At 70.6% G+C, this 17,965-nt stretch carries 15 protein-coding genes; 7 read left to right on the top strand and 8 right to left on the bottom strand.

The features are described 5' to 3' along the window. Positions 1 to 3: 3 nt before the first annotated feature. Together dapF and hflX are read left to right on the top strand one after the other, a co-directional pair. Entirely contained in the window at positions 4 to 909 is a 906-nt protein-coding gene (dapF, locus tag ACJMNC_RS01410; protein WP_408946166.1) for a diaminopimelate epimerase, read from the top strand. 63 nt (positions 910 to 972) lie between these two features. Beyond that, the gene (gene hflX / locus ACJMNC_RS01405) at positions 973 to 2,400 is read left to right on the top strand and encodes a GTPase HflX (protein ID WP_408946165.1); all 1,428 of its coding nucleotides are present in this window, start codon (positions 973 to 975) and stop codon (positions 2,398 to 2,400) included. A 64-nt stretch (positions 2,401 to 2,464) separates the two neighbouring features. Here the strand turns inward: hflX and ACJMNC_RS01400 are convergent, their stop codons facing one another. The 4 genes from ACJMNC_RS01400 to ACJMNC_RS01385 are packed head-to-tail and all read right to left on the bottom strand — an operon-like array spanning position 2,465 to position 6,667. Next, complete coding sequence (locus ACJMNC_RS01400) at positions 2,465 to 2,725, bottom strand: HPr family phosphocarrier protein (protein WP_408946164.1); 261 nt, start codon at positions 2,723 to 2,725, stop codon at positions 2,465 to 2,467. Between the two features lie 58 nt (positions 2,726 to 2,783). Further along, the gene (locus ACJMNC_RS01395) at positions 2,784 to 4,892 is read right to left on the bottom strand and encodes a fructose-specific PTS transporter subunit EIIC (protein WP_408946163.1); all 2,109 of its coding nucleotides are present in this window, start codon (positions 4,890 to 4,892) and stop codon (positions 2,784 to 2,786) included. 33 nt (positions 4,893 to 4,925) lie between these two features. Next, entirely contained in the window at positions 4,926 to 5,873 is a 948-nt protein-coding gene (locus ACJMNC_RS01390) for a 1-phosphofructokinase family hexose kinase (protein ID WP_408946162.1), read from the bottom strand. Continuing rightward, a complete protein-coding gene (locus ACJMNC_RS01385) occupies positions 5,870 to 6,667 on the bottom strand; it encodes a DeoR/GlpR family DNA-binding transcription regulator (protein WP_408946161.1) in 798 nt (265 codons plus the stop codon). Before ACJMNC_RS01385 ends, ACJMNC_RS01390 begins: the two co-directional genes overlap by 4 nt. A 132-nt stretch (positions 6,668 to 6,799) precedes the next feature. On the opposite strand from ACJMNC_RS01385, the gene ACJMNC_RS01380 reads away from it, so the two are divergent. Continuing rightward, on the top strand, positions 6,800 to 8,500 hold the full coding sequence (locus ACJMNC_RS01380) for a phosphoenolpyruvate--protein phosphotransferase (RefSeq protein ID WP_408946160.1): 1,701 nt from the start codon (positions 6,800 to 6,802) through the stop codon (positions 8,498 to 8,500). A gap of 60 nt (positions 8,501 to 8,560) precedes the next feature. On the opposite strand, the gene lexA is transcribed toward ACJMNC_RS01380, so the two are convergent. Further along, positions 8,561 to 9,280 (bottom strand): transcriptional repressor LexA, encoded by a 720-nt coding sequence (gene lexA, locus ACJMNC_RS01375; RefSeq protein WP_408946159.1) that lies wholly within the window; start codon positions 9,278 to 9,280, stop codon positions 8,561 to 8,563. Positions 9,281 to 9,647: 367 nt separating this feature from the next. Between lexA and ACJMNC_RS01370 the strand changes: the two genes are divergently transcribed. Then, positions 9,648 to 10,019 (top strand): LysM peptidoglycan-binding domain-containing protein, encoded by a 372-nt coding sequence (locus ACJMNC_RS01370; RefSeq protein WP_408946158.1) that lies wholly within the window; start codon positions 9,648 to 9,650, stop codon positions 10,017 to 10,019. Positions 10,020 to 10,084: 65 nt separating this feature from the next. After that, on the top strand, positions 10,085 to 10,552 hold the full coding sequence (gene nrdR / locus ACJMNC_RS01365; protein WP_408946157.1) for a transcriptional regulator NrdR: 468 nt from the start codon (positions 10,085 to 10,087) through the stop codon (positions 10,550 to 10,552). 17 nt (positions 10,553 to 10,569) lie between these two features. Here nrdR and hrpA read toward each other — a convergent pair whose 3' ends face one another. Then, positions 10,570 to 14,310, bottom strand: a complete 3,741-nt coding sequence (hrpA, locus tag ACJMNC_RS01360; protein WP_408946156.1) for an ATP-dependent RNA helicase HrpA — start codon at positions 14,308 to 14,310, stop codon at positions 10,570 to 10,572. A 59-nt stretch (positions 14,311 to 14,369) separates the two neighbouring features. Between hrpA and ACJMNC_RS01355 the strand changes: the two genes are divergently transcribed. Continuing rightward, positions 14,370 to 15,599 (top strand): aspartate aminotransferase family protein, encoded by a 1,230-nt coding sequence (locus ACJMNC_RS01355; RefSeq protein WP_408946155.1) that lies wholly within the window; start codon positions 14,370 to 14,372, stop codon positions 15,597 to 15,599. A gap of 120 nt (positions 15,600 to 15,719) precedes the next feature. On the opposite strand, the gene ACJMNC_RS01350 is transcribed toward ACJMNC_RS01355, so the two are convergent. Both ACJMNC_RS01350 and ACJMNC_RS01345 read right to left on the bottom strand, forming a co-directional pair. Next, a complete protein-coding gene (locus tag ACJMNC_RS01350) occupies positions 15,720 to 16,247 on the bottom strand; it encodes a carboxymuconolactone decarboxylase family protein (protein ID WP_408946154.1) in 528 nt (175 codons plus the stop codon). Positions 16,248 to 16,289: 42 nt separating this feature from the next. Beyond that, positions 16,290 to 16,877 (bottom strand): peroxiredoxin, encoded by a 588-nt coding sequence (locus tag ACJMNC_RS01345; protein ID WP_408946153.1) that lies wholly within the window; start codon positions 16,875 to 16,877, stop codon positions 16,290 to 16,292. Positions 16,878 to 17,020: 143 nt separating this feature from the next. On the opposite strand from ACJMNC_RS01345, the gene ACJMNC_RS01340 reads away from it, so the two are divergent. Continuing rightward, on the top strand, positions 17,021 to 17,956 hold the full coding sequence (locus ACJMNC_RS01340; RefSeq protein ID WP_408946152.1) for a hydrogen peroxide-inducible genes activator: 936 nt from the start codon (positions 17,021 to 17,023) through the stop codon (positions 17,954 to 17,956). Positions 17,957 to 17,965: the final 9 nt, after the last annotated feature.

Here is a 17,965-nt window from a genome sequence, read left to right as displayed (position 1 = left end):
GCGGTGAGCACCGCAGCACTGCCCTTCGTCAAAGGGCACGGCACCGAGAACGACTTCGTCATCCTGCCCGATCCGCAGGCCGGCCTGGATCTGACCACCGAGCTGATCGTCGACCTGTGCGACCGTCGGCGCGGTCTGGGCGCCGACGGGCTGCTCCGGGTGGCCCGGGCCGGGGCCCTGGTGACCGCGGGCGTGCTGGCCGGCCTGCCCGACGGGGTCGGCGCCGACGACTGGTTCATGGATTACCGCAACGCCGACGGCTCGGTCGCCGAGATGTGCGGCAACGGGGTCCGGGTCTTCGCGCACTACTGCCGGGTCTCCGGTCTGGTCGAGGCCGACGAGTTCATCGTCGGTTCCCGGGCCGGCGGGCGCCCGGTGACCATCCATCACGCCGATCCGAGCAGCGCCGAGGTCACCGTGGACATGGGCCAGGTGCGGCGTGACGGTCATTCGGCGGTCACCATCGCCGGCCGGCGCCTGCACGGCACCGTGGTGGACGTGGGGAATCCGCACCTGGCCTGCGTCGTCGACGATCTCACCCCCGATCAGCTCGCGGACCTGGAGCTGACCGCCGGGGGCGGCCCGCAGCTCGACGCCGAGACCTTCCCGCACGGGGCCAATGTGGAACTGCTCACCGCCCTGGCGCCGGGCTCGGGGGAGGTCGACTTCACCGCACACATGCGGGTCTTCGAGCGCGGCGTGGGCGAGACCCGGTCCTGCGGCACCGGGCTGGTGGCGGCTGCGGCCGCCGCACTGGCCGGGGTGGGCCGCGGCCGCGGATCGGTGGGTATCACCGTCCCCGGCGGCCGTGTGACGGTCACCGTCGGCGACGACTGTCGCGCGCTGCTGCGCGGCCCCTCGAAACTCGTCGCCGACGGGACTCTGCGCGCCGACTGGACGGTGCGCTGACCGGCGCCGCGGCCGGAATATTCGGGTGACCGGCACCGTTGGGCATGAGACCATGGGAGCCGTATGACTGAATCACCAGAAATCACCGATCCGACCACCGGCGAGCTCCAGCTCGACGACCGCGCCTCGCTGCAACGCGTCGCCGGTCTGTCCACCGAACTCACCGACGTCACCGAGGTCGAGTACCGGCAGCTGCGCCTCGAGCGCGTCGTCCTCGTGGGCGTCTGGACCTCCGGCACCGCCGCCGAGGCCCAGGCCAGCATGTCCGAGCTGGCAGCGCTGGCCGAGACCGCCGGATCGCAGGTCCTCGAGGCGGTCATCCAGCGGCGCGGCAAACCGGACTCGGCCACGTACCTCGGCTCCGGCAAGGCCGCCGAACTGCGGGAGATCGTGCTCGCCTCCGGTGCCGACACCGTGATCTGCGACGGCGAACTGACCCCGGCACAGCTCACCGCACTGGAGAAGGTGGTCAAGGTCAAAGTGATCGACCGGACCGCCCTGATCCTGGACATCTTCGCCCAGCACGCCACCTCCAGAGAGGGCAAGGCGCAGGTCTCGCTGGCCCAGATGGAGTACATGCTGCCGCGCCTGCGCGGCTGGGGCGAGTCGATGTCCCGGCAGGCCGGCGGCCGCGCGGGCAGCAACGGCGGTGTGGGTCTGCGCGGTCCCGGCGAGACAAAGATCGAAACCGATCGGCGCCGCATCCGGGAACGGATGGCCAAGCTGCGCAAGGAGATCCGCGGCATGAAGACCGCGCGCACCGTCAAGCGTGCGGCCCGCCGGCGCGGCGGCGTACCGGCGCTGACCGTCGTCGGATACACCAACGCCGGCAAGTCGAGCCTGGTCAATGCGATGACCGGCTCCGGTGTGCTGGTTCAGGATGCGCTCTTCGCCACCCTCGATCCCACCACCCGCCGTGCCACCCTGGCCGACGGCCACGAAGTGGTCTTCACCGACACGGTCGGCTTCGTCCGGCATCTGCCCACCCAGCTGGTCGAGGCCTTCCGGTCCACCCTCGAGGAGGCCGTCAATGCGGATCTGCTGATCCACGTCGTCGACGGCTCGGATGCGTTCCCGGGCAAGCAGATCTCCGCGGTCCGGCAGGTCCTGGGGGAGGTCTTCGCCGAAGACGGGATCGATGCGCCGCCGCCGGAGCTGCTGGTGATCAACAAGATCGACGCCGTGGACGCGGCCACCCTGACCGCCCTGCGCGGCGAGTACCGGGATGCGGTGTTCGTCTCGGCCCGCACCGGTGAGGGCATCGCCGAGCTCTTCGAGCGGGTCACCGAGTTCGTCGAGCGCGGCGATGTGGAGGCGGTGCTGGCCGTGCCCTTCGACCGCGGTGAGGTCATCGCCCGGCTGCACCAGAGCGCGCATGTGCTGGGCACCGAGCACACCGCGGACGGCACCCGGATCCGGGTCCGCATGCCGGCCGCGCTGGCCGGCGAGTTCACCGACCTGGTGGTCGGCGGCGCGGCCTCGCTGGGCTGACGACGGCTGCTGCTGACAGTTCACCGGCCCATCGAAGCGATGGGCCGGTGAACCGTCGCGGGTGCTACTCCGCGTCGAGGTCCTTCTCGACCAGCGCGGCGATCTGGTCGACGGCGGCCTGATCGTCGCTCTCGACCACCACGCTCGCGCCCTTCTCGGCGCCGAGCGTCATGATCATCAGGGCGCTGCCGGCGTCGACCGGCTCACCGCCGGCCACGGCCAGGGTGACCGGGGTCGACAGCGCCGAGGCCGCTTCGGCGATGACGGCGGCGGGGCGGGCGTGCAGGCCGACGGCCGAGCCGACGGTGACGGTGGTGCTGGGCATGGGTTTCCCTTCCATCGTGAGTGAGTGGGACGGTCTGCGTCCCGCTGGCTGAAATCTATTACGCGGCGACCGCCGGTGCGGCCTCCTCGACCGGCGCGGCGCGCCGGAACTGTTTGGCGGCGATCACACCGACGGCGGCGACGACGGTGCCGACGGCGAGCGCGATCAGGAACTTCCACCAGGTGCCGTTCATGGCGAACAGGACGAAGACGCCGCCGTGCGGGGCGCGCAGCTCGGTGCTCAGCCACATCGCCAGGCCACCGGTGACCGCACCGCCGAGCATCATCGGCGGAATCACCCGCAGCGGATCGGCGGCGGCGAACGGAATCGCACCCTCGGAGATGAACGAGGCGCCCAGCAGCCAGGCGGCCTTCCCGTTCTCGCGTTCGGGCGTGGTGAAGGCGTGGGGGCGCAGCACCGTCGAGGCCAGCGCCAGGGCGAGCGGCGGGACCATGCCGGCCGCCATCACCGCGGCCATGATCTCCCACTGCGCGCTGCCGGCATCGCTCAGGCCCAGACCCGCGACGGCGAAGGCGTAGGCGGCCTTGTTCACCGGTCCGCCCAGGTCGAAGCACATCATCAGACCCAGGACCACGCCCAGGACGATCTTGGAACTGCCCGACATCGAGTTGAGGCCGTCGACCATCTGCTCGTTGAGCCAGCCGAGCGGACGGCCCAGGAAGATGTACATGATGCCGCCGACGATGAGCGAGGCGCACAGCGGTATCACCACCACCGGCATCAGACCGGCCGCCCAGCGGGGCAGTTTCAGGGTGGTGAACCAGAGGGTGACCGCACCGGCGAGCAGACCGCCGAGCAGACCGCCGATGAATCCGCCGCTCACCGCCAGCGAGACGGCGCCGGCCACGAAACCGGGGGCGATACCGGGCCGGTCGGCGATGGCGTATGAGATGTAGCCGGCCAGGACCGGAACCATGAACGCCATGGCCAGCGAGCCGAGGGCGAAGAAGACCGCCCCGAGGTATTGCAGGAGTCCGTCGGGCGGCAGATTCCACAGGGTGTTGTTGAGGGCGTAGAAGTACGCGTCGTTCATCGAGCCGCCGGTGCCGGCGATCGAACTGCAGCCGTCCGGATAGACGACCTGCCCGTCGGTGATCGTCTGCGGCGCGCAGACGGTGGTGTTGGAGATCTCGTAACCGCCGAACAGGAACCCCAGGGCCATCAGCAGACCGCCGGCCGCGACGAACGGGATCATGTAGCTGACCCCGGTGAGCAGGGCCTGCTTGAGGCGCCCGCCGAAACCGACCCCGGAGGCTGCGGATTCGTCGCTCTCGCCGTGTCCGTCGGAGGTGACGCGAGCGGCGTGCGGATCGTCCGCGGCGGCCACCGCCTCGGCGATCATCGCGTCGGGCTCGTTGATGCCGCGTTTGACGCTCGAGGCGATCACCGGCTTGCCGGCGAAGCGGTCGCGGCCCTTGACCCCCACATCGGTGGCGAAGATGACGGCCTCGGCCCCGGCGAGCTGCTCGGCGGTGAACGGGGTGGTGCCCGATGAGCCCTGCGTCTCGACCGCCAGCTCCACGCCCGCGCGTTCGGCGGCCAGTTTCAACGCGTCGGCGGCCATGTAGGTGTGGGCGATGCCGGTGGGGCAGGCGGTGACGGCCAGCAGGTGCCTGACCGGGGCCTGCGTCTCCGGCTCGTCGGGCGACGACGCCGCGGCGGCCGCCTCGGCCGGTGCCGGTGTGGCCGGGGCGGGGGAGACGGCGCCGTCGACCAGGGTGACCACCGCGGCGGCGTCGGGCGCGTCACGCAGGGCCTGCACGAACTCCGGGCGGACGAGGGCACGGGCCAGCGAACTCAGCAGCTTCATGTGCTCGCTGCCGGCCCCGTCCGGGGCGGCGATGAGGAAGACCAGGTCGGCCGGACCGTCCGGCGCGCCGAAGTCGGCCTTCGTGCTCAGCCGGGCGAAGCCCAGGGACGCGGTGGTGACTCCCGCGACGCGGGCGTGTGGGATGGCCAGGCCTCCGGGCAGGCCGGTGGGGGATTTGCTCTCCCGGGCGACGGCCGCGTCGATGAGCGCCTGGGGATCGGTGGTCCGGCCGTGGTCGGCGAGCACACCGGCCAGGGTCGTGATCACCGACGTGGCGTCGGCGCCGGCATCGACGTCGAGCACTACCAGCTCGGTGGTGATGATCGGTTCGGACATCGCAACTTCCTTCGGACGGGGGATTCTGGGGGGTCAGGACAGTCGCCGCACCGTCACCGCGGACGGATCGGTCTGGCCGGGAGTCGGTGGGGTGGTGCCGGGCAGGGCGGCGGCGGCCGAGCCGTAGGCCACGGCTGTCGCCAGCAGCCCTTCCGGGCCCGCGCCGCGGCTGTGCGCGATCAGGTAACCGGCCAGGGACGAGTCACCGGCGCCGACCGTGCTGCGCACCTGAATCCGCGGCGCGGTGGCCTGCCAGGTGCCCTCCGGCGTGGTCAGCAGGGCACCGGCGCCGCCGAGCGTGGTCAGGACGGCGCCGCCGGTGCGGGCGGCGAGCGCCGCGGCGGCGGTCACCGCGGCCGACGGATCGCCGGCGGCGGCCTGCGCCTCCATCGCGGCGCCGTCGGCACCGGTGAGCCAGGCCAGCTCCTCGGCGTTCGGTTTGAGCAGTGCGGCCCCGGCTTCGGCGGCGGCGGCCAGCGGTGATCCGGAGGTGTCGACGGCGGTGCGGACCCCGCTGCCGGTGAGCCGGCCGATGATCCGGCCGTACCAGTCCAGCGGCAGTCCCGGCGGCACCGAGCCGCACAGCGCCAGCCAGCCGGCGTCCTGAGCGGCGGCCAGCACCTGATCGGTCAGGGCGTCCACAGCGGCGTCGGTGAGGGCCGCCCCGGGCTCGTTGATCTTGGTGGTGGTGCCGTCCGGTTCGACCACCGTGATGTTGGTGCGCACCGGTGCGGACACCGGAATGGTGCGATACGGCAGTCCGGTCTGGTCGAGCTGGTTCAGCAACGGGTCGCCGTCGGCGGCCGGCAGCAGGGCCAGCACGTCCAGTTCGGCGGCGGCCACGGCGCGGGCGACGTTGATGCCCTTGCCGCCGGGCTGGCTCTGCGAGCCCGCCGCCCGCAGCACCTGGCCGCGGCGCAGTTCGCCGGTCAATTCGATGGTGCGGTCCACACTCGGATTGGCCGTCACGGTCACGATCATGCGATCACCACTTCGATGTCCCTGGCGGCCAGCTCGGCGGCGAAGGCCGCGTCGATGCCGCGATCGGTGATGAGCACGTCCACCTCGTCGAGGTCGCCGAAGCTCACCAGGTCTTCCCGGTTGATCTTGGAGGAGTCGGCCAGCACCACGACGCGATCGACGGCGGCGATCATCGCGCGTTTGACCGCGGCCTCATCCGGATCGGGTGTGGACAGGCCGTGCCGCACGCTCAAGCCGTTGGTGCCGAGGAAACCGACGGAGAGCCGCAGCCGGCCGAGTTGCTCGATCGTCGCCGTACCGACGGCGGCCTGGGTCTTCGGACGCAGCCGGCCGCCGGTCATCAGCACCTCGCGGCGCTGCGCCCCGGCCGAGCAGGCGTCGGTCAGGGTGGCGGCGATGGGCAGCGAATTGGTCACCAGGGTCAGCCGGGTGTCGGCGGGCTGCGCCGCGGCCAGAGCGGAGGCCGCCTGGTGTGTGGTGGTGCCGGCGTCGAAGAGGACGGTGCCACCGGAGGGCGGCAGCAGTTCCAGGGCCGCGGCACCGATCGCCTTCTTCTCCGGCTGGTGCGATCGCTGACGGGCGGGCAGGTCGGCCTCGTCGACGATCACCCCCACGTCGGTGCGGACTGCGCCGCCGTGCACCCGGGTGACCTGACCGGCCTGGGCCAGTACGGCCAGGTCGCGCCGGACGGTCTCACCGGTCACGTCGAAGCGGTGGGACAACTCGGCCACGGAGACCCGGCCCCGCTCGCGAACCTCGTTCGCGATGGCCTGCTGCCGTTCCTCCGCGTACATTCCACCGTCCTGAGTAGAGTCCTGGTTGACGGGGTCCCGTGCCCGAATCAACACTGTCACATCTGTATTTACATTGATTTCTGTGGAAATGTGCGGTTTTCCGCCGACTCGCTGAACGAAAGGCCCAAGAGCATGCAGTCCGTCGATCCCGCGCACACCTACGGCGCCGACCCGGTCGTCACCGGCACTCCGGTCGTCGCCGGACTGGCCTACGGTCCGGTCATCCGGCCCGGCGACCGGCCCGAACCGGACCTCGGCGACGCCGCCACCATTCCGGAGGACGACCGCGACGCGGAGAAGGAACGGCTGGCCGCCGCGGCCGACACCGTCGCCGGGAGGTTGACCGAGCGGGCCTCCCGCAGTTCCGGTGCGGCGGCCGAGGTGCTGGCCGCCACCGCGGGTCTGGCGAAGGATCGGGGCTGGCTCGGTGCGGCCGGCAAGCTCATCGGAGACGGCACTCCCGCCCCGGCCGCCGCCGCCGCGGCCACCGAGCAGTTCGTCGAGATGTTCACCAAGGTCGGCGGTCTGATGGCCGAGCGGGTCACCGACCTCAAGGACGTCCGCGATCGCGTCGTCGCGGAACTGCTGGGCCTTCCCGAGCCGGGTATCCCCACCCCCGACGTCCCGTCGATCCTGTGCGCCGACGACCTGGCGCCGGCCGACACCGCAGGTCTCGATCCGGGCCGCATCATCGCGCTGGCGACCCGCCTCGGTGGGCCGTCGAGCCACACGGCGATCATCGCCCGCCAGCTCGGCATCCCGTGCGTGGTGGCCATCGCCGATCTCGACCAGGTGCCCACCGGTGCAACGGCTTTCGTCGACGGAGGCCTGGGAACGGTGGGGGTGAATCCGGATGCCGAGGCGGTCTCGGCGGCCGCCCGCGCCGCCGCCGAACTGGCCGAGCGCGCGGCGGCGTGGCGCGGCCCGGGACGGACCGCTGACGGCCACGAGGTGCTGATCCTGGCCAATGTGGCCGACGGTGCGTCCGCGCGCAGCGCGGCGGAGCCGGGAGTCCTCGAGGGCGTGGGGCTCTTCCGCACCGAGCTCGCCTTCCTCGACCGTGCGGACGAGCCCTCGGTGGCCGACCAGGCCGAGCTGTACCGGGAGGTCATCGATGCCTTCCCCGGGCAGAAGGTGGTGATCCGGACCCTCGACGCCGGCTCGGACAAGCCGCTCAAGTTCGTCGACCATCGGGACGAGGCGAATCCGGCGATGGGGGTGCGCGGCAACCGCATCATCGCGCTGCACCCGGAGATCCGCGAGCACCAGCTCGACGCGCTGGCGCAGGCCGCGGAGGGCGACCGGGCCACCCCCTGGGTGATGGCCCCGATGATCGCCACGGTGGCCGAGGCCCGGGAATTCGCCGGCCAGGTCCGCGCGCGCGGCATGATCCCCGGTGTCATGGTGGAGGTGCCCTCGGCGGCCATTCAGGCCGACAAGATCCTGGCCGAGGTGGACTTCGTCTCGATCGGCACCAACGACCTGACCCAGTACACGATGGCCGCGGACCGGATGTCCCCGGAACTGGCCTCGCTCACCGATCCCTGGCAGCCGGCCGTGCTCAGTCTCATCGAACGCGTCGGTGCCGCCGGCGCCGCCCAGGGCAAACAGGTCGGGGTGTGCGGCGAAGCGGCCGCCGATCCGCTGCTGGCCTGCGTGCTGGTGGGCCTGGGCGTGACCTCGCTGTCGGCGGCCGCGAAGGCCGGGCCGGCCGTGGGTCTGCAGCTCGGCTCGGTGACGCTCGACCAGTGCCGGGCCGCCGCCGCTGCGGCGACGGCCGCGGACAGCGCACAGGCGGCCCGGGACGCCGCGCGGACCGCGCTGAGGAACTGAAATCCTGACGGACTGAGGGACTGAAGTCCTGACGGACTGAGGCCCTGACGCGCGCCGCCGTCAGACTCGGCGCATCACCGTGACCACCTTGCCGAGGACGGCGGCGTCGTCGCCGGGGATCGGCTCGAAGTGCTCGTTGTGGGGCATCAGCCAGACGTGGCCGTCGACCCGCTTGAAGGTCTTCACGGTGGCCTCGCCGTCGATCATCGCGGCGACGATGTCGCCGTTCTCGGCCACGTTCTGCTGGCGGACCACCACCCAGTCGCCGTCGCAGATGGCCGCGTCGATCATCGACTCGCCGACCACCCGGAGCAGGAAGAGCGAGCCCTCTCCGACGAGCTCCTTGGGCAGTGGGAAGACGTCCTCGACTGCCTGCTCGGCCAGGATCGGCCCGCCCGCCGCGATCCGGCCCAGCACGGGGACGTACGCCGGTGCGGGCAGCTGATCGTCGGATTCGGCGACCGCCGCCGCGCCGCCGGACGGCGGGGTGCGGTTGTCGTCACGGACGTTGACCGCCCGCGGACGGTGAGGATCGCGTTTGAGCAGACCGCGGCGCTCGAGGGTGCGCAACTGGTGGGCCACCGAGGACGTGGAGGTGAGGCCGACGGCCTCGCCGATCTCGCGGATGCTCGGCGGATAGCCGCGCTCACGCACCGAACTGCGGATGTACTCGAGCACCTCGCGCTGCCGCTGGGTCAGTGAGGCTTCGAGGGTGGCCGTCGACAGCTCCGGACCGTCGGCACCGGCCGGGATATCGCTGTTGCTGGGACCGTCGGTCATCGTGCGTCCTCTCCTGGTGGTGATATCGCCAATCTAGTCGGCTCGGTCACAGATTTCAAACAATTGTTCGACGTGTTGCAGACAATGTCCGAGGGGTGGTGTTTACTATCGAACAAGAGTTCATCGAACACCTGAACGATAGGAGAAGGCGATGACGCAGAGCGTGCTCCACCGCCCCGCACAGACCTCGGGATCGGCTGTCGAGGCCGTCATGACCTGCGATGTTCCCCGTGTCGCCGGCCCCGCGCCGGTGCGCCGGACGGACGTCGAACAGCCCTGCCGGCCGACCGGACGCCGGCTCGAACGGCGCCGCGGAACCGCCCGCACGGCCCGGATGTCCCCCGACCGGGGGACTCGCGGGGGCGGTATGGATGTTCGATCGGCGGATTCGAACACCGCGCCGCCGGTGCGTGCCGCGGTGGGCCGCCCGGTGCGGCCGTCGGCGCAGATCGTGCGGCGCCGGCGCTGGGCCGCCGGACTGCTCGCCGGGGTGGTGCTCGCCGGGCTGGTGTGGGTGCTGGCCCTGGTCGGCGGCCAGGCGCAGGAGGCCGCCACCGGTACGCCGAGCGTCACCGAAGTGGTGCACGTGCGCAGCGGGGAGTCGCTGACGGCACTGGCCCGGCGGATCGCTCCGGATCTGCCGCCGTCCGGGGTGATCGATGTGGTGCGGGAACTCAACGATCTCTCCTCGGCGGGACTGCGTCCGGGGCAGGCCCTGGTGGTGCCGCGGTACCGCTGAGGCCGCGGAACCGGGAGGGGAGTGCCATGCGCTGCGCCGGGTGCCGCACGGGTAGGCTGGAGGCCATGCGCTGCCCGTTCTGCAAGAACGACGACACCCGAGTAGTCGACTCCCGCGCGTCCGACGATGGGCTGGTCATCCGGCGCCGGCGATCCTGCAGTGCCTGCGGGCGCCGTTTCACCACGGTCGAGTCCGCAGTGCTGGCCGTGGTCAAACGCAACGGGGTCACCGAGCCGTTCAGCCGCGAGAAGGTGATGAAGGGGGTTCGCCGGGCCTGCCAGGGCCGCGCGGTGGACGAGGACGCCCTCGCCAAACTCGCCGAAACCGTCGAGGACGCCGTCCGCGCCTCCGGATCGGCCGAGATCCCGAGCAACGAAGTGGGACTGGCCATCCTGGGGCCGCTGCGCGAACTCGACGAGGTGGCCTACCTCCGGTTCGCCTCGGTGTACCGGTCGTTCGACTCGGCCGACGACTTCCAGCGCGAGATCGACGATCTGCGGCGTGACCGCGCCGGACGCACACCGGCGAGCTGAGTCCGGCCGTCGGGCGGTCAGCGGAAGGCGTCGATCTCCTTGACGACACGCTTCTCCGAGATCGGCCCGTCGGTGCCGAGCTGCTGCGCGAACAGACTGACCCGCAATTCCTCGATGGGCCAGGCGATCTGCTCGCTGAGCGCCTGCTGCCGGCCCTCGGGCAGTTGCGCCAGCCGCTGATTCCAGTGCGCGAAGACGCGGTCCAGCACGGCCATGCCGGCCGCGTCTCGTGCCGTCGAGCCGGGCAGCGACTCCAGTCGCAGCCGTGCGGCCTGCAGATAGCGTGGCAGGCTGCGCAGCCGGCGTAGCGGGGTGAGTGCGACGAAGCCGTCGAAGACCAGTTCGCCGAGCTGCTCGGCCACGTCGTCGGCGGCCGCCGAACCGGATCGGGCGTCGATCGCCCGGCGCAGTTCGGTGGTCTCCCGCAGTGCGGTGACCGCCAGCAGGAAATACTCGGGGGCGGCCTGGCGGACCACCGGTGAGAGCTCGTCGCGCAGTGCCGCGAACTCCCGTGGCTCGCGCAGCCCGGCGACCTCGGGACGTCGGACCAGTTCGTCGGCGATGGCCCGGCGGGTACAGTCCGCCAGCAGAGAGTCGTTGTCCGGGTAGGGATTCTGGCTCAGTGCCAGCTTGTCGGCCGGCGGCAGGCCGTTGACCAGCTTACGGCTCGGCGGGCTGATCGCGATCTCGAGAAGCACCTGGACGGACGCCGCCACCCCCGCATCGCGGGTCGCGGCCGAGGTCCGGGCGAGCCGACGCACGCCGTCGCCGGCCGGGGCCAGCCCCGGAAAGGTCACCACCTGCTGGCCGGCGACCGTCTCGGTCTGCTGCTGGGCGAGCGTGCCGATACCGTCGGCGGTCCAGTCGCGGTACACCACGGTCTCGGCGGCCGGAGCCGTGCGCGGAGCGAAGTGCTGCTGCAGTGCGGTCAGGTCATCGTCGCGCCGCAGGATCGCGCCCTGATCGTCGACCACGGCGAAGTGCATGCGCAGGTGGTGCGGCAGGGCGTCGACGCGGAAGTCCTGGGGGCTCAGGCTGGTCCGGGTGATCTCGCTGAGCCGCTCGGCGAGTGCGGTGCGCAGCGGTCGGGTGCGCGGAGCCAGGCCGTCGAGGGCTAGTTCGGCGTAGCGCTGGGCCGGGGAGAGCGATTTGCGCAGCCCCTTGGGCAGTGACTTGATCAGCGCGGTGGCCAGCTCGACGCGCAGGCCCGGAACCAGCCAGTCGAAGCCGGTCGGGGTGATGTGTGCGAGCAGCGGCCGGGGGATGAGTACGGTGACGCCGTCCTCGGGTGTGCCCGGCTCGAAGTGGTAGGCCAGTGCCAGGCGGGTGGCGCCCTGCTGCCAGGCCTCCGGGAAGTCCTCCGGGTCGGGGCCGTCGTCCTGCCGGAGATCCTCGGCGTGCAGGTTCAGCAGGGCGGGGTCGGTGCGGGACGCCTTCTTCCACCAGCTGTCGAAGTGGCGGGCGGAGACCACCTTCGCCGGGATGCGCTGCGCGTAGAAGTCGTACAGGGCCTCATCCGAGAGCCGGACCCCTGCGCGCCGGGCGCGATGCTCGGCCTCCTCGGCGTCGGCGAGGACCGAGGCGTTGTGCGCGAAGAAGGCGTGACGGGTGCGCCACCGGCCTTCGACGAGTGCGGCCTGGATGAAGATCTCCCGGGAGGTCACCGGGTCGATGGATCCGTAGTTGACTCGCCGGCCGGTGACCAGCGGGACACCGTAGAGGCTCACTCGCTCGACGGCGGTGACAGCGCCACGGCGGGTGGACCAGGCCGGTTCGCTGTAGCTGCGGGTCACCAGCTCGCCGGCGAGCTGCTCGACCCACTCGGGTTCGACGGCGGCGACGGTGTGCGCGTACAGCCGGGAGGTCTCCACCAGCTCGGCGGCCATCACGAAGCCCGGCGGCTTCTTGGCCAGCTCCGAACCGGGGAAGATCAGAAACTTGGTGCCGCGGGTGCCCAGATACTCGCGCGATTCTCCGCGCCGCCGGTCCTTTCCGGAGGCCGCCGGCGACGATGCGCCGTTCTTCGCGTCGTTGTGGACCCGGGCGCCGACGTTGGTGAGCAGGCCGGCCAGCAGCGAGCGATGGATCGCGTCGGCGTCGATCGCGGTCTCTGGCACCTCCCAGCGCAGATCCTTGACCGTGCGCCGGAGCTGGCGATGCAGATCCGTCCACTCCCGGATGCGCAGATAGTGCAAGAAGTTCCGTTCACACCAGCGACGGAAGGCGTTGCCCGACATCGCGTCCCGCTGCTCCTGAAGGTACGACCAGAGCTTGAGCCGGCTGAGGAACTCCGATCCTGGCACCGCGTACTCGCGGTGTGCCGCGGCGGCGGCCTCCCGCCGGTCCGCCGGGAACTCGCGCACATCGGGCAGGGACAGTGCGGCGACGATCACCAGCACGTGATCGAGACAACCGTTGTCGCGGCCGGCGACGAGCATCCGGGCCAGTCTCGGATCGATCGGCAGCCGCGACAGAGTGGTGCCGACCGGGGTGAGATCGGCGGTCGCCGAATCGATGCCGGTGACCGCGCCGAGTTCGGAGAGCAGATTCATGCCGTCGCGGATGGCGCGGGCATCCGGCGGCTGTACGAACGGGAAGTCCGCGACGTCACCCAGCCGCAGCGAGAGCATCGACAAGATGACGGCGCCGAGGTTCGACCGGAGGATCTCCGGATCGGTGTACTCGGGCCGGGCGTCGAAGTCGTCCTCGGTGTAGAGGCGGATGCAGATGCCCGGCGCGACCCGGCCGCAGCGTCCGGCCCGCTGCCGTGCGCTGGCCTGCGAGATCTTCTCCACCGGCAGCCGGGTCACCTTGGTCCGGGTGGAGTAGCGCGAGATGCGGGCGGTGCCCGCGTCGATCACGTAGCGGATGCCCGGAACGGTCAGCGAGGTCTCGGCGACGTTGGTGGACAACACGATCCGGCGGCCGTCGGAGGGAGTGAAGATCTTCTGCTGCTCGGCCACCGACAGCCGGGCGTAGAGCGGGACGATCTCGGTTCCGCCGCCGGTGCGGCGTTTGAGGGCGTCGGCGGTGTCGCGGATGTCGCGTTCAGTGGGCAGGAAGACCAGGATGTCGCCGCGCTCCTGTGACCACAGTTCGCCGACCGCCCGGTCGATCGCAGCGATCTGATCGAGATCCGAGTGCTCGTCGTCGTCGGTGCTCAGCGGTCGGTAGCGGACCTCCACCGGATAGGTGCGCCCGGAGACCTCCAGGATGGGGACCTGCTCGTCGGGGCCGGCGAAATGCCGGGCGAAACGATCCGGCTCGATGGTCGCCGAGGTGATGATCACCTTGAGATCGGGCCGCCGGGGCAGCAACCGCTTGAGATAGCCCAGCAGGAAGTCGATGTTGAGACTGCGCTCGTGCGCCTCGTCGATGATGATCGTGTCGTACCGGCGCAGCAGCGGATCAGTGGAGATCTCGCGCAGCAGGATTCCGTCGGTCATCACCTTGACCGCGGTGCGCGCACTGGTCTTGTCCGAGAAGCGCACCGCATAGCCCACCAGCTCGCCGAGCTCGGTGCCGGTCTCATCGGCGATCCGGCGTGCCACCGAGGTCGCGGCGATCCGCCGGGGCTGCGTGTGGCCGATCGACTCCCGGCCGAGCTGCAGGCAGATCTTGGGCAGCTGCGTGGTCTTGCCCGATCCGGTCTCGCCGGCGATCACCACCACCTGATGCGCGGCGATCGCCTCGGCGATCTCGTCGCGGCAGGCGCTGACCGGCAGTTCCGGTGGAAAGGTGAGGGTGGGCCCAGGCATGATTCTTTCCAGTCTATCGTCGGCCCGCATCACCCCGGGGGACGTGTCATATTGGACACATGGGTTCTCTCTGGCACGGCTTCGCCGACATGGGCGCCGTCACTGCGCACGGTCCGTTCGTCTTCACCCGCGGTGAGGGGACGCGCGTCTACGACGCCGACGGGCGCGAGTATCTCGATGCGACCGCCGGACTCTGGTTCGCCAACGTCGGGCACGGACGCGCGGAGATCGGTGAGGCGGTGGCCCGTCAGCTCTCGACGCTGGCGCACTACTCGAACTTCGGGGACCTCGCCGCCGATGTGACGATCGACCTGGCCGAGCGGATCGCTGCCATCGCGCCGGTGCCCGGGTCCAAGGTGATGTTCACCTCGGGCGGCTCGGACTCGGTGGAGACCGCCGTCAAACTGGCCCGGCGCTACTGGGTCGAGCGGGGCCGGGAGAGCAAGCGGATCATCGTCGGGCGCAGCAAGGCCTACCACGGCATGCACGTGGCCGGGACCTCGCTGGCCGGCATCGCGGGAAATCACGACGGCTACGGCGCCGAGTTGATGGCCGACACGGCCACCGTCGACTGGGACGACGCCAAGAGTCTGCTCGGGTTCATCGAGCGGGTCGGCGCCGAGAACATCGCCGCCTTCATCGCCGAACCGATCATCGGGGCCGGCGGGGTGTATCTGCCGCCGGAGGGATACCTGCGCGAGGTCCGGGAGATCTGCCGGGATCACGACGTGCTGTTCATCGCCGACGAGGTGGTGACCGGTTACGGGCGGATCGCCGGCCGCGAGTGGTTCGCCTCCGGACGGTTCGGTCTGGAACCGGACATGATCACCACCGCCAAGGGTCTCACCAGCGGCTACCTGCCGATGGGGGCGATGATCGCCGCCCCGTGGGTGGCGGAGCCCTTCTTCGCCGGTGGTGTGTGGTGGCGTCACGGCTACACCTACGGCGGGCACGCCGGCGCGGCGGCGGCGGCGATGGCCAATCTCGACATCATCGAGCGTGAGGATCTTCTGGCCGGGGCCGCACGGCTCGAGGGCGATCTGGCGGCCGCCTTCGCCCCGCTGACCGAACTCGATGCGGTCAGCGAGGTGCGGACCGGTCTCGGCGCGGTGACCGCGGTGCAGCTGGCCGATCCCGCCGCCGGTCCGGCGATGGTGACCCGGCTGCGCGAGTTCGGGGTGTCCACCCGGGCGGCGGGACAGGGAGCGCTGCAGATCTCGCCGGCCTTCGTCATGAGCACCGCCGAGGTGACCGAGCTCGCCGGCCGCTTCCGGGCGGCCCTGTCCTGAGCCCGCCGGGGCACGGGCCACGCCCGGCCCCTGGGAGAATGAGGGAGCCCCCGCCGGGATCGCCGGTGGGGGCTCGCACTCACGCTGCCTTGGTGCGGGCAGCAGGTCTGTGGCGGGAGGTCAGTTCAGGGTCTCCGCGATGGTGATCGCCTGACCGACGCCCTGCACGATCGAGGCCACCTTGAGGGCCTCGAAGACGGTCTCGCGGTCGAGGCCGGCCTCGCGCACCACGTTCTCGTGGGCGGCGACGCAGTGCTCACAGCCGTTGATCGCCGAGACGGCCAGCGACCACAGTTCGAAGTTCGCCTTCTCCACGCCGGGGTTGCCGATGATGTTCATCCGCAGGCCCGGGCGCAGGTCGTCGTACTTGCCGCCGAGGAAGCCGCGGCCGCGGTAGAAGACGTTGTTCATGCCCATGATCGACGCGGCGCCGAGCGCCGCGTTGTAGGCCTCCGCCGACAGGGTGTCAGCGGCCTCGTCGGCCACCTCGCGCAGCACGGTGGCGTTGCGGGTCGCCGCCGCCGTCGCCAGCAGGGTGCCCCACAGCTGCTCTTCGTTCAGCGCCGTCGTACGGCTGACGCTGCCGAGATTCAGCTTGAGGTCCTTGGCGTACTCCGGAAGTGCGGCCTTGAGGTTCTCGATGCTCATAGATCTCTCCTGTGTGGTGACGACTGACGGTCGGGAAGCAGATCAGACGGCTTCGCTCATCAGCTCACCGGCGTTGATGGTCGGATCGCCCTTGCGCCAGTTGCATGCGCACAGCTCGTCGGACTGCAGGGCGTCGAGCACGCGCAGCACCTCTTCGACGTTGCGGCCCACCGAGCCGGCGGTGACCGAGACGAACTGGACCTCGTTGTTCGGGTCCACGATGAAGGTGGCGCGGTCGGCCACACCCTCGGCGTTGAGCACGCCGGTCGCCTCGACCAGTTCGCGCTTGAGGTCGCTCAGCATCGGGAAGGGGAGGGTCTTGAGCTCTTCGTGCTGGGCGCGCCACTGGAAGTGGACGAACTCGCTGTCGACCGAGGCGCCGAGCACCTGGCAGTCGCGATCGGCGAACTCGTCGTTCAGCTTGCCGAAGGTGGCGATCTCGGTGGGGCAGACGAAGGTGAAGTCCTTGGGCCAGAAGAAGACCACGCGCCACTTGCCGGCGTAGTCGTCACTGGTCACGGTGGTGAAGTAGTCCTCCGGCTGCTGCGCGTCGACCTTCGAGAGATCTCCGCCGATGACAGCAGTCAGGTTGTAGGCCGGGAACTGGTCGCCGATGGTCAGCAGTGCCATGAGTCACTCACTCCTTGGTTAGGGGTTTGGGGAGAACCGTCCGCCGGGGGGTCCCTGTGCTGGTGTCCTCTCCGGCTTCGTTTTCTATTGTGCCGCAACCCCGGTGAAAATGAAACGTGATTAGAGGCACTATATTGATAGTTATGAGTGATCAGAGTTATCAGCCCTCGATCGGTGGAGTGCGTGCCTTTGTGGCCATCGCCAAGAGACTTCACTTCGGTTCTGCCGCAAACGATTTAGGTGTCAGTCAGCCGTCGCTGTCACAGTCTCTGGCAGGTCTGGAGAGCGGCCTGGGGATTCGGCTCGTCGAGCGTACGACTCGGCGTGTCCTCTTGACTGCGGAAGGGCATCGGCTACTCCCGTCGGCAATGGCCGTCTGTGACGCGGTCGACAATCTGCTGTCCGATGCGGCCGGTGAAGGAGATCCGCTGCGCGGCTCGCTACGGCTGGGGCTGATCCCGACCATCGCGCCCTACATTCTGCCGCGGCTGCTGCAGGGCCTGGGCGAGTCGCGACCCTCGCTGGGGCTGCGGGTGGTCGAAGACCAGACCGCCCGGCTGCTCGAGCAACTCCGGGAGGGCACGCTCGACGCCGCGATCATGGCGCTGCCCGCGGGGGCGCCCGGCATCGGCGAGATCCCCATGTACGACGAAGATTTCGTCCTCGCCCTGCCCACCGGGCACCCGCTGTCCGGGCGCAAGCGGCTCTCGCCGTCGGTGCTGGCGGACCTCCCGCTGCTGCTGCTCGACGAGGGGCACTGCCTGCGCGACCAGGCGCTCGACGTGTGCCAGCGCGCCGGCGTGAATCCCGATGTGCAGCAGACCCGGGCGGCCTCGCTGGCCACCGCGGTCCAGTGCGTGGAAGGCGGGCTGGGTGTGACGCTCATCCCGGCGACCGCCGTTCCGGTGGAGACGGCCTCCGGTTCGCTGGCCACCGCGGACTTCTCCACGCCGCGCCCCGGCCGGCGGATCGGCCTGGTGTATCGCGAGTCGTCCGGGCGGGGCGGTGCCTACGCCGAGCTGGCCGCGGAACTGGCTGCGCTGGTGGCCGAATCAGGTCAGGTGACCCCGGTCGGCTGAGCGGCATCG

Source organism: Gordonia sp. VNK21 (assembly GCF_046098115.1).
Taxonomy (GTDB): Bacteria; Actinomycetota; Actinomycetes; order Mycobacteriales; family Mycobacteriaceae; genus Gordonia.
The sequence above is the reverse complement of the archived record's forward strand: the minus strand, read 5'-3'. Positions and strand labels throughout refer to the sequence as shown.

Excerpts from the sequence above, each read along its gene's own strand:
- ACJMNC_RS01395 (WP_408946163.1), bottom strand. The coding sequence starts at position 4,892 with ATGTCCGAACCGATCATCACCACCGAGCTGGTAGTGCTCGACGTCGAT.
- ACJMNC_RS01340 (WP_408946152.1), top strand. The coding sequence starts at position 17,021 with ATGAGTGATCAGAGTTATCAGCCCTCGATCGGTGGAGTGCGTGCCTTT.
- lexA (WP_408946159.1), bottom strand. The coding sequence starts at position 9,280 with ATGACCGACGGTCCCAGCAACAGCGATATCCCGGCCGGTGCCGACGGT.
- ACJMNC_RS01380 (WP_408946160.1), top strand. The coding sequence starts at position 6,800 with ATGCAGTCCGTCGATCCCGCGCACACCTACGGCGCCGACCCGGTCGTC.
- ACJMNC_RS01390 (WP_408946162.1), bottom strand. The coding sequence starts at position 5,873 with ATGATCGTGACCGTGACGGCCAATCCGAGTGTGGACCGCACCATCGAA.
- hflX (WP_408946165.1), top strand. The coding sequence starts at position 973 with ATGACTGAATCACCAGAAATCACCGATCCGACCACCGGCGAGCTCCAG.
- ACJMNC_RS01350 (WP_408946154.1), bottom strand. The coding sequence starts at position 16,247 with ATGAGCATCGAGAACCTCAAGGCCGCACTTCCGGAGTACGCCAAGGAC.
- ACJMNC_RS01355 (WP_408946155.1), top strand. The coding sequence starts at position 14,370 with ATGGGTTCTCTCTGGCACGGCTTCGCCGACATGGGCGCCGTCACTGCG.
- hrpA (WP_408946156.1), bottom strand. The coding sequence starts at position 14,310 with ATGCCTGGGCCCACCCTCACCTTTCCACCGGAACTGCCGGTCAGCGCC.
- ACJMNC_RS01345 (WP_408946153.1), bottom strand. The coding sequence starts at position 16,877 with ATGGCACTGCTGACCATCGGCGACCAGTTCCCGGCCTACAACCTGACT.
- ACJMNC_RS01370 (WP_408946158.1), top strand. The coding sequence starts at position 9,648 with ATGGATGTTCGATCGGCGGATTCGAACACCGCGCCGCCGGTGCGTGCC.
- nrdR (WP_408946157.1), top strand. The coding sequence starts at position 10,085 with ATGCGCTGCCCGTTCTGCAAGAACGACGACACCCGAGTAGTCGACTCC.
- ACJMNC_RS01400 (WP_408946164.1), bottom strand. The coding sequence starts at position 2,725 with ATGCCCAGCACCACCGTCACCGTCGGCTCGGCCGTCGGCCTGCACGCC.
- ACJMNC_RS01385 (WP_408946161.1), bottom strand. The coding sequence starts at position 6,667 with ATGTACGCGGAGGAACGGCAGCAGGCCATCGCGAACGAGGTTCGCGAG.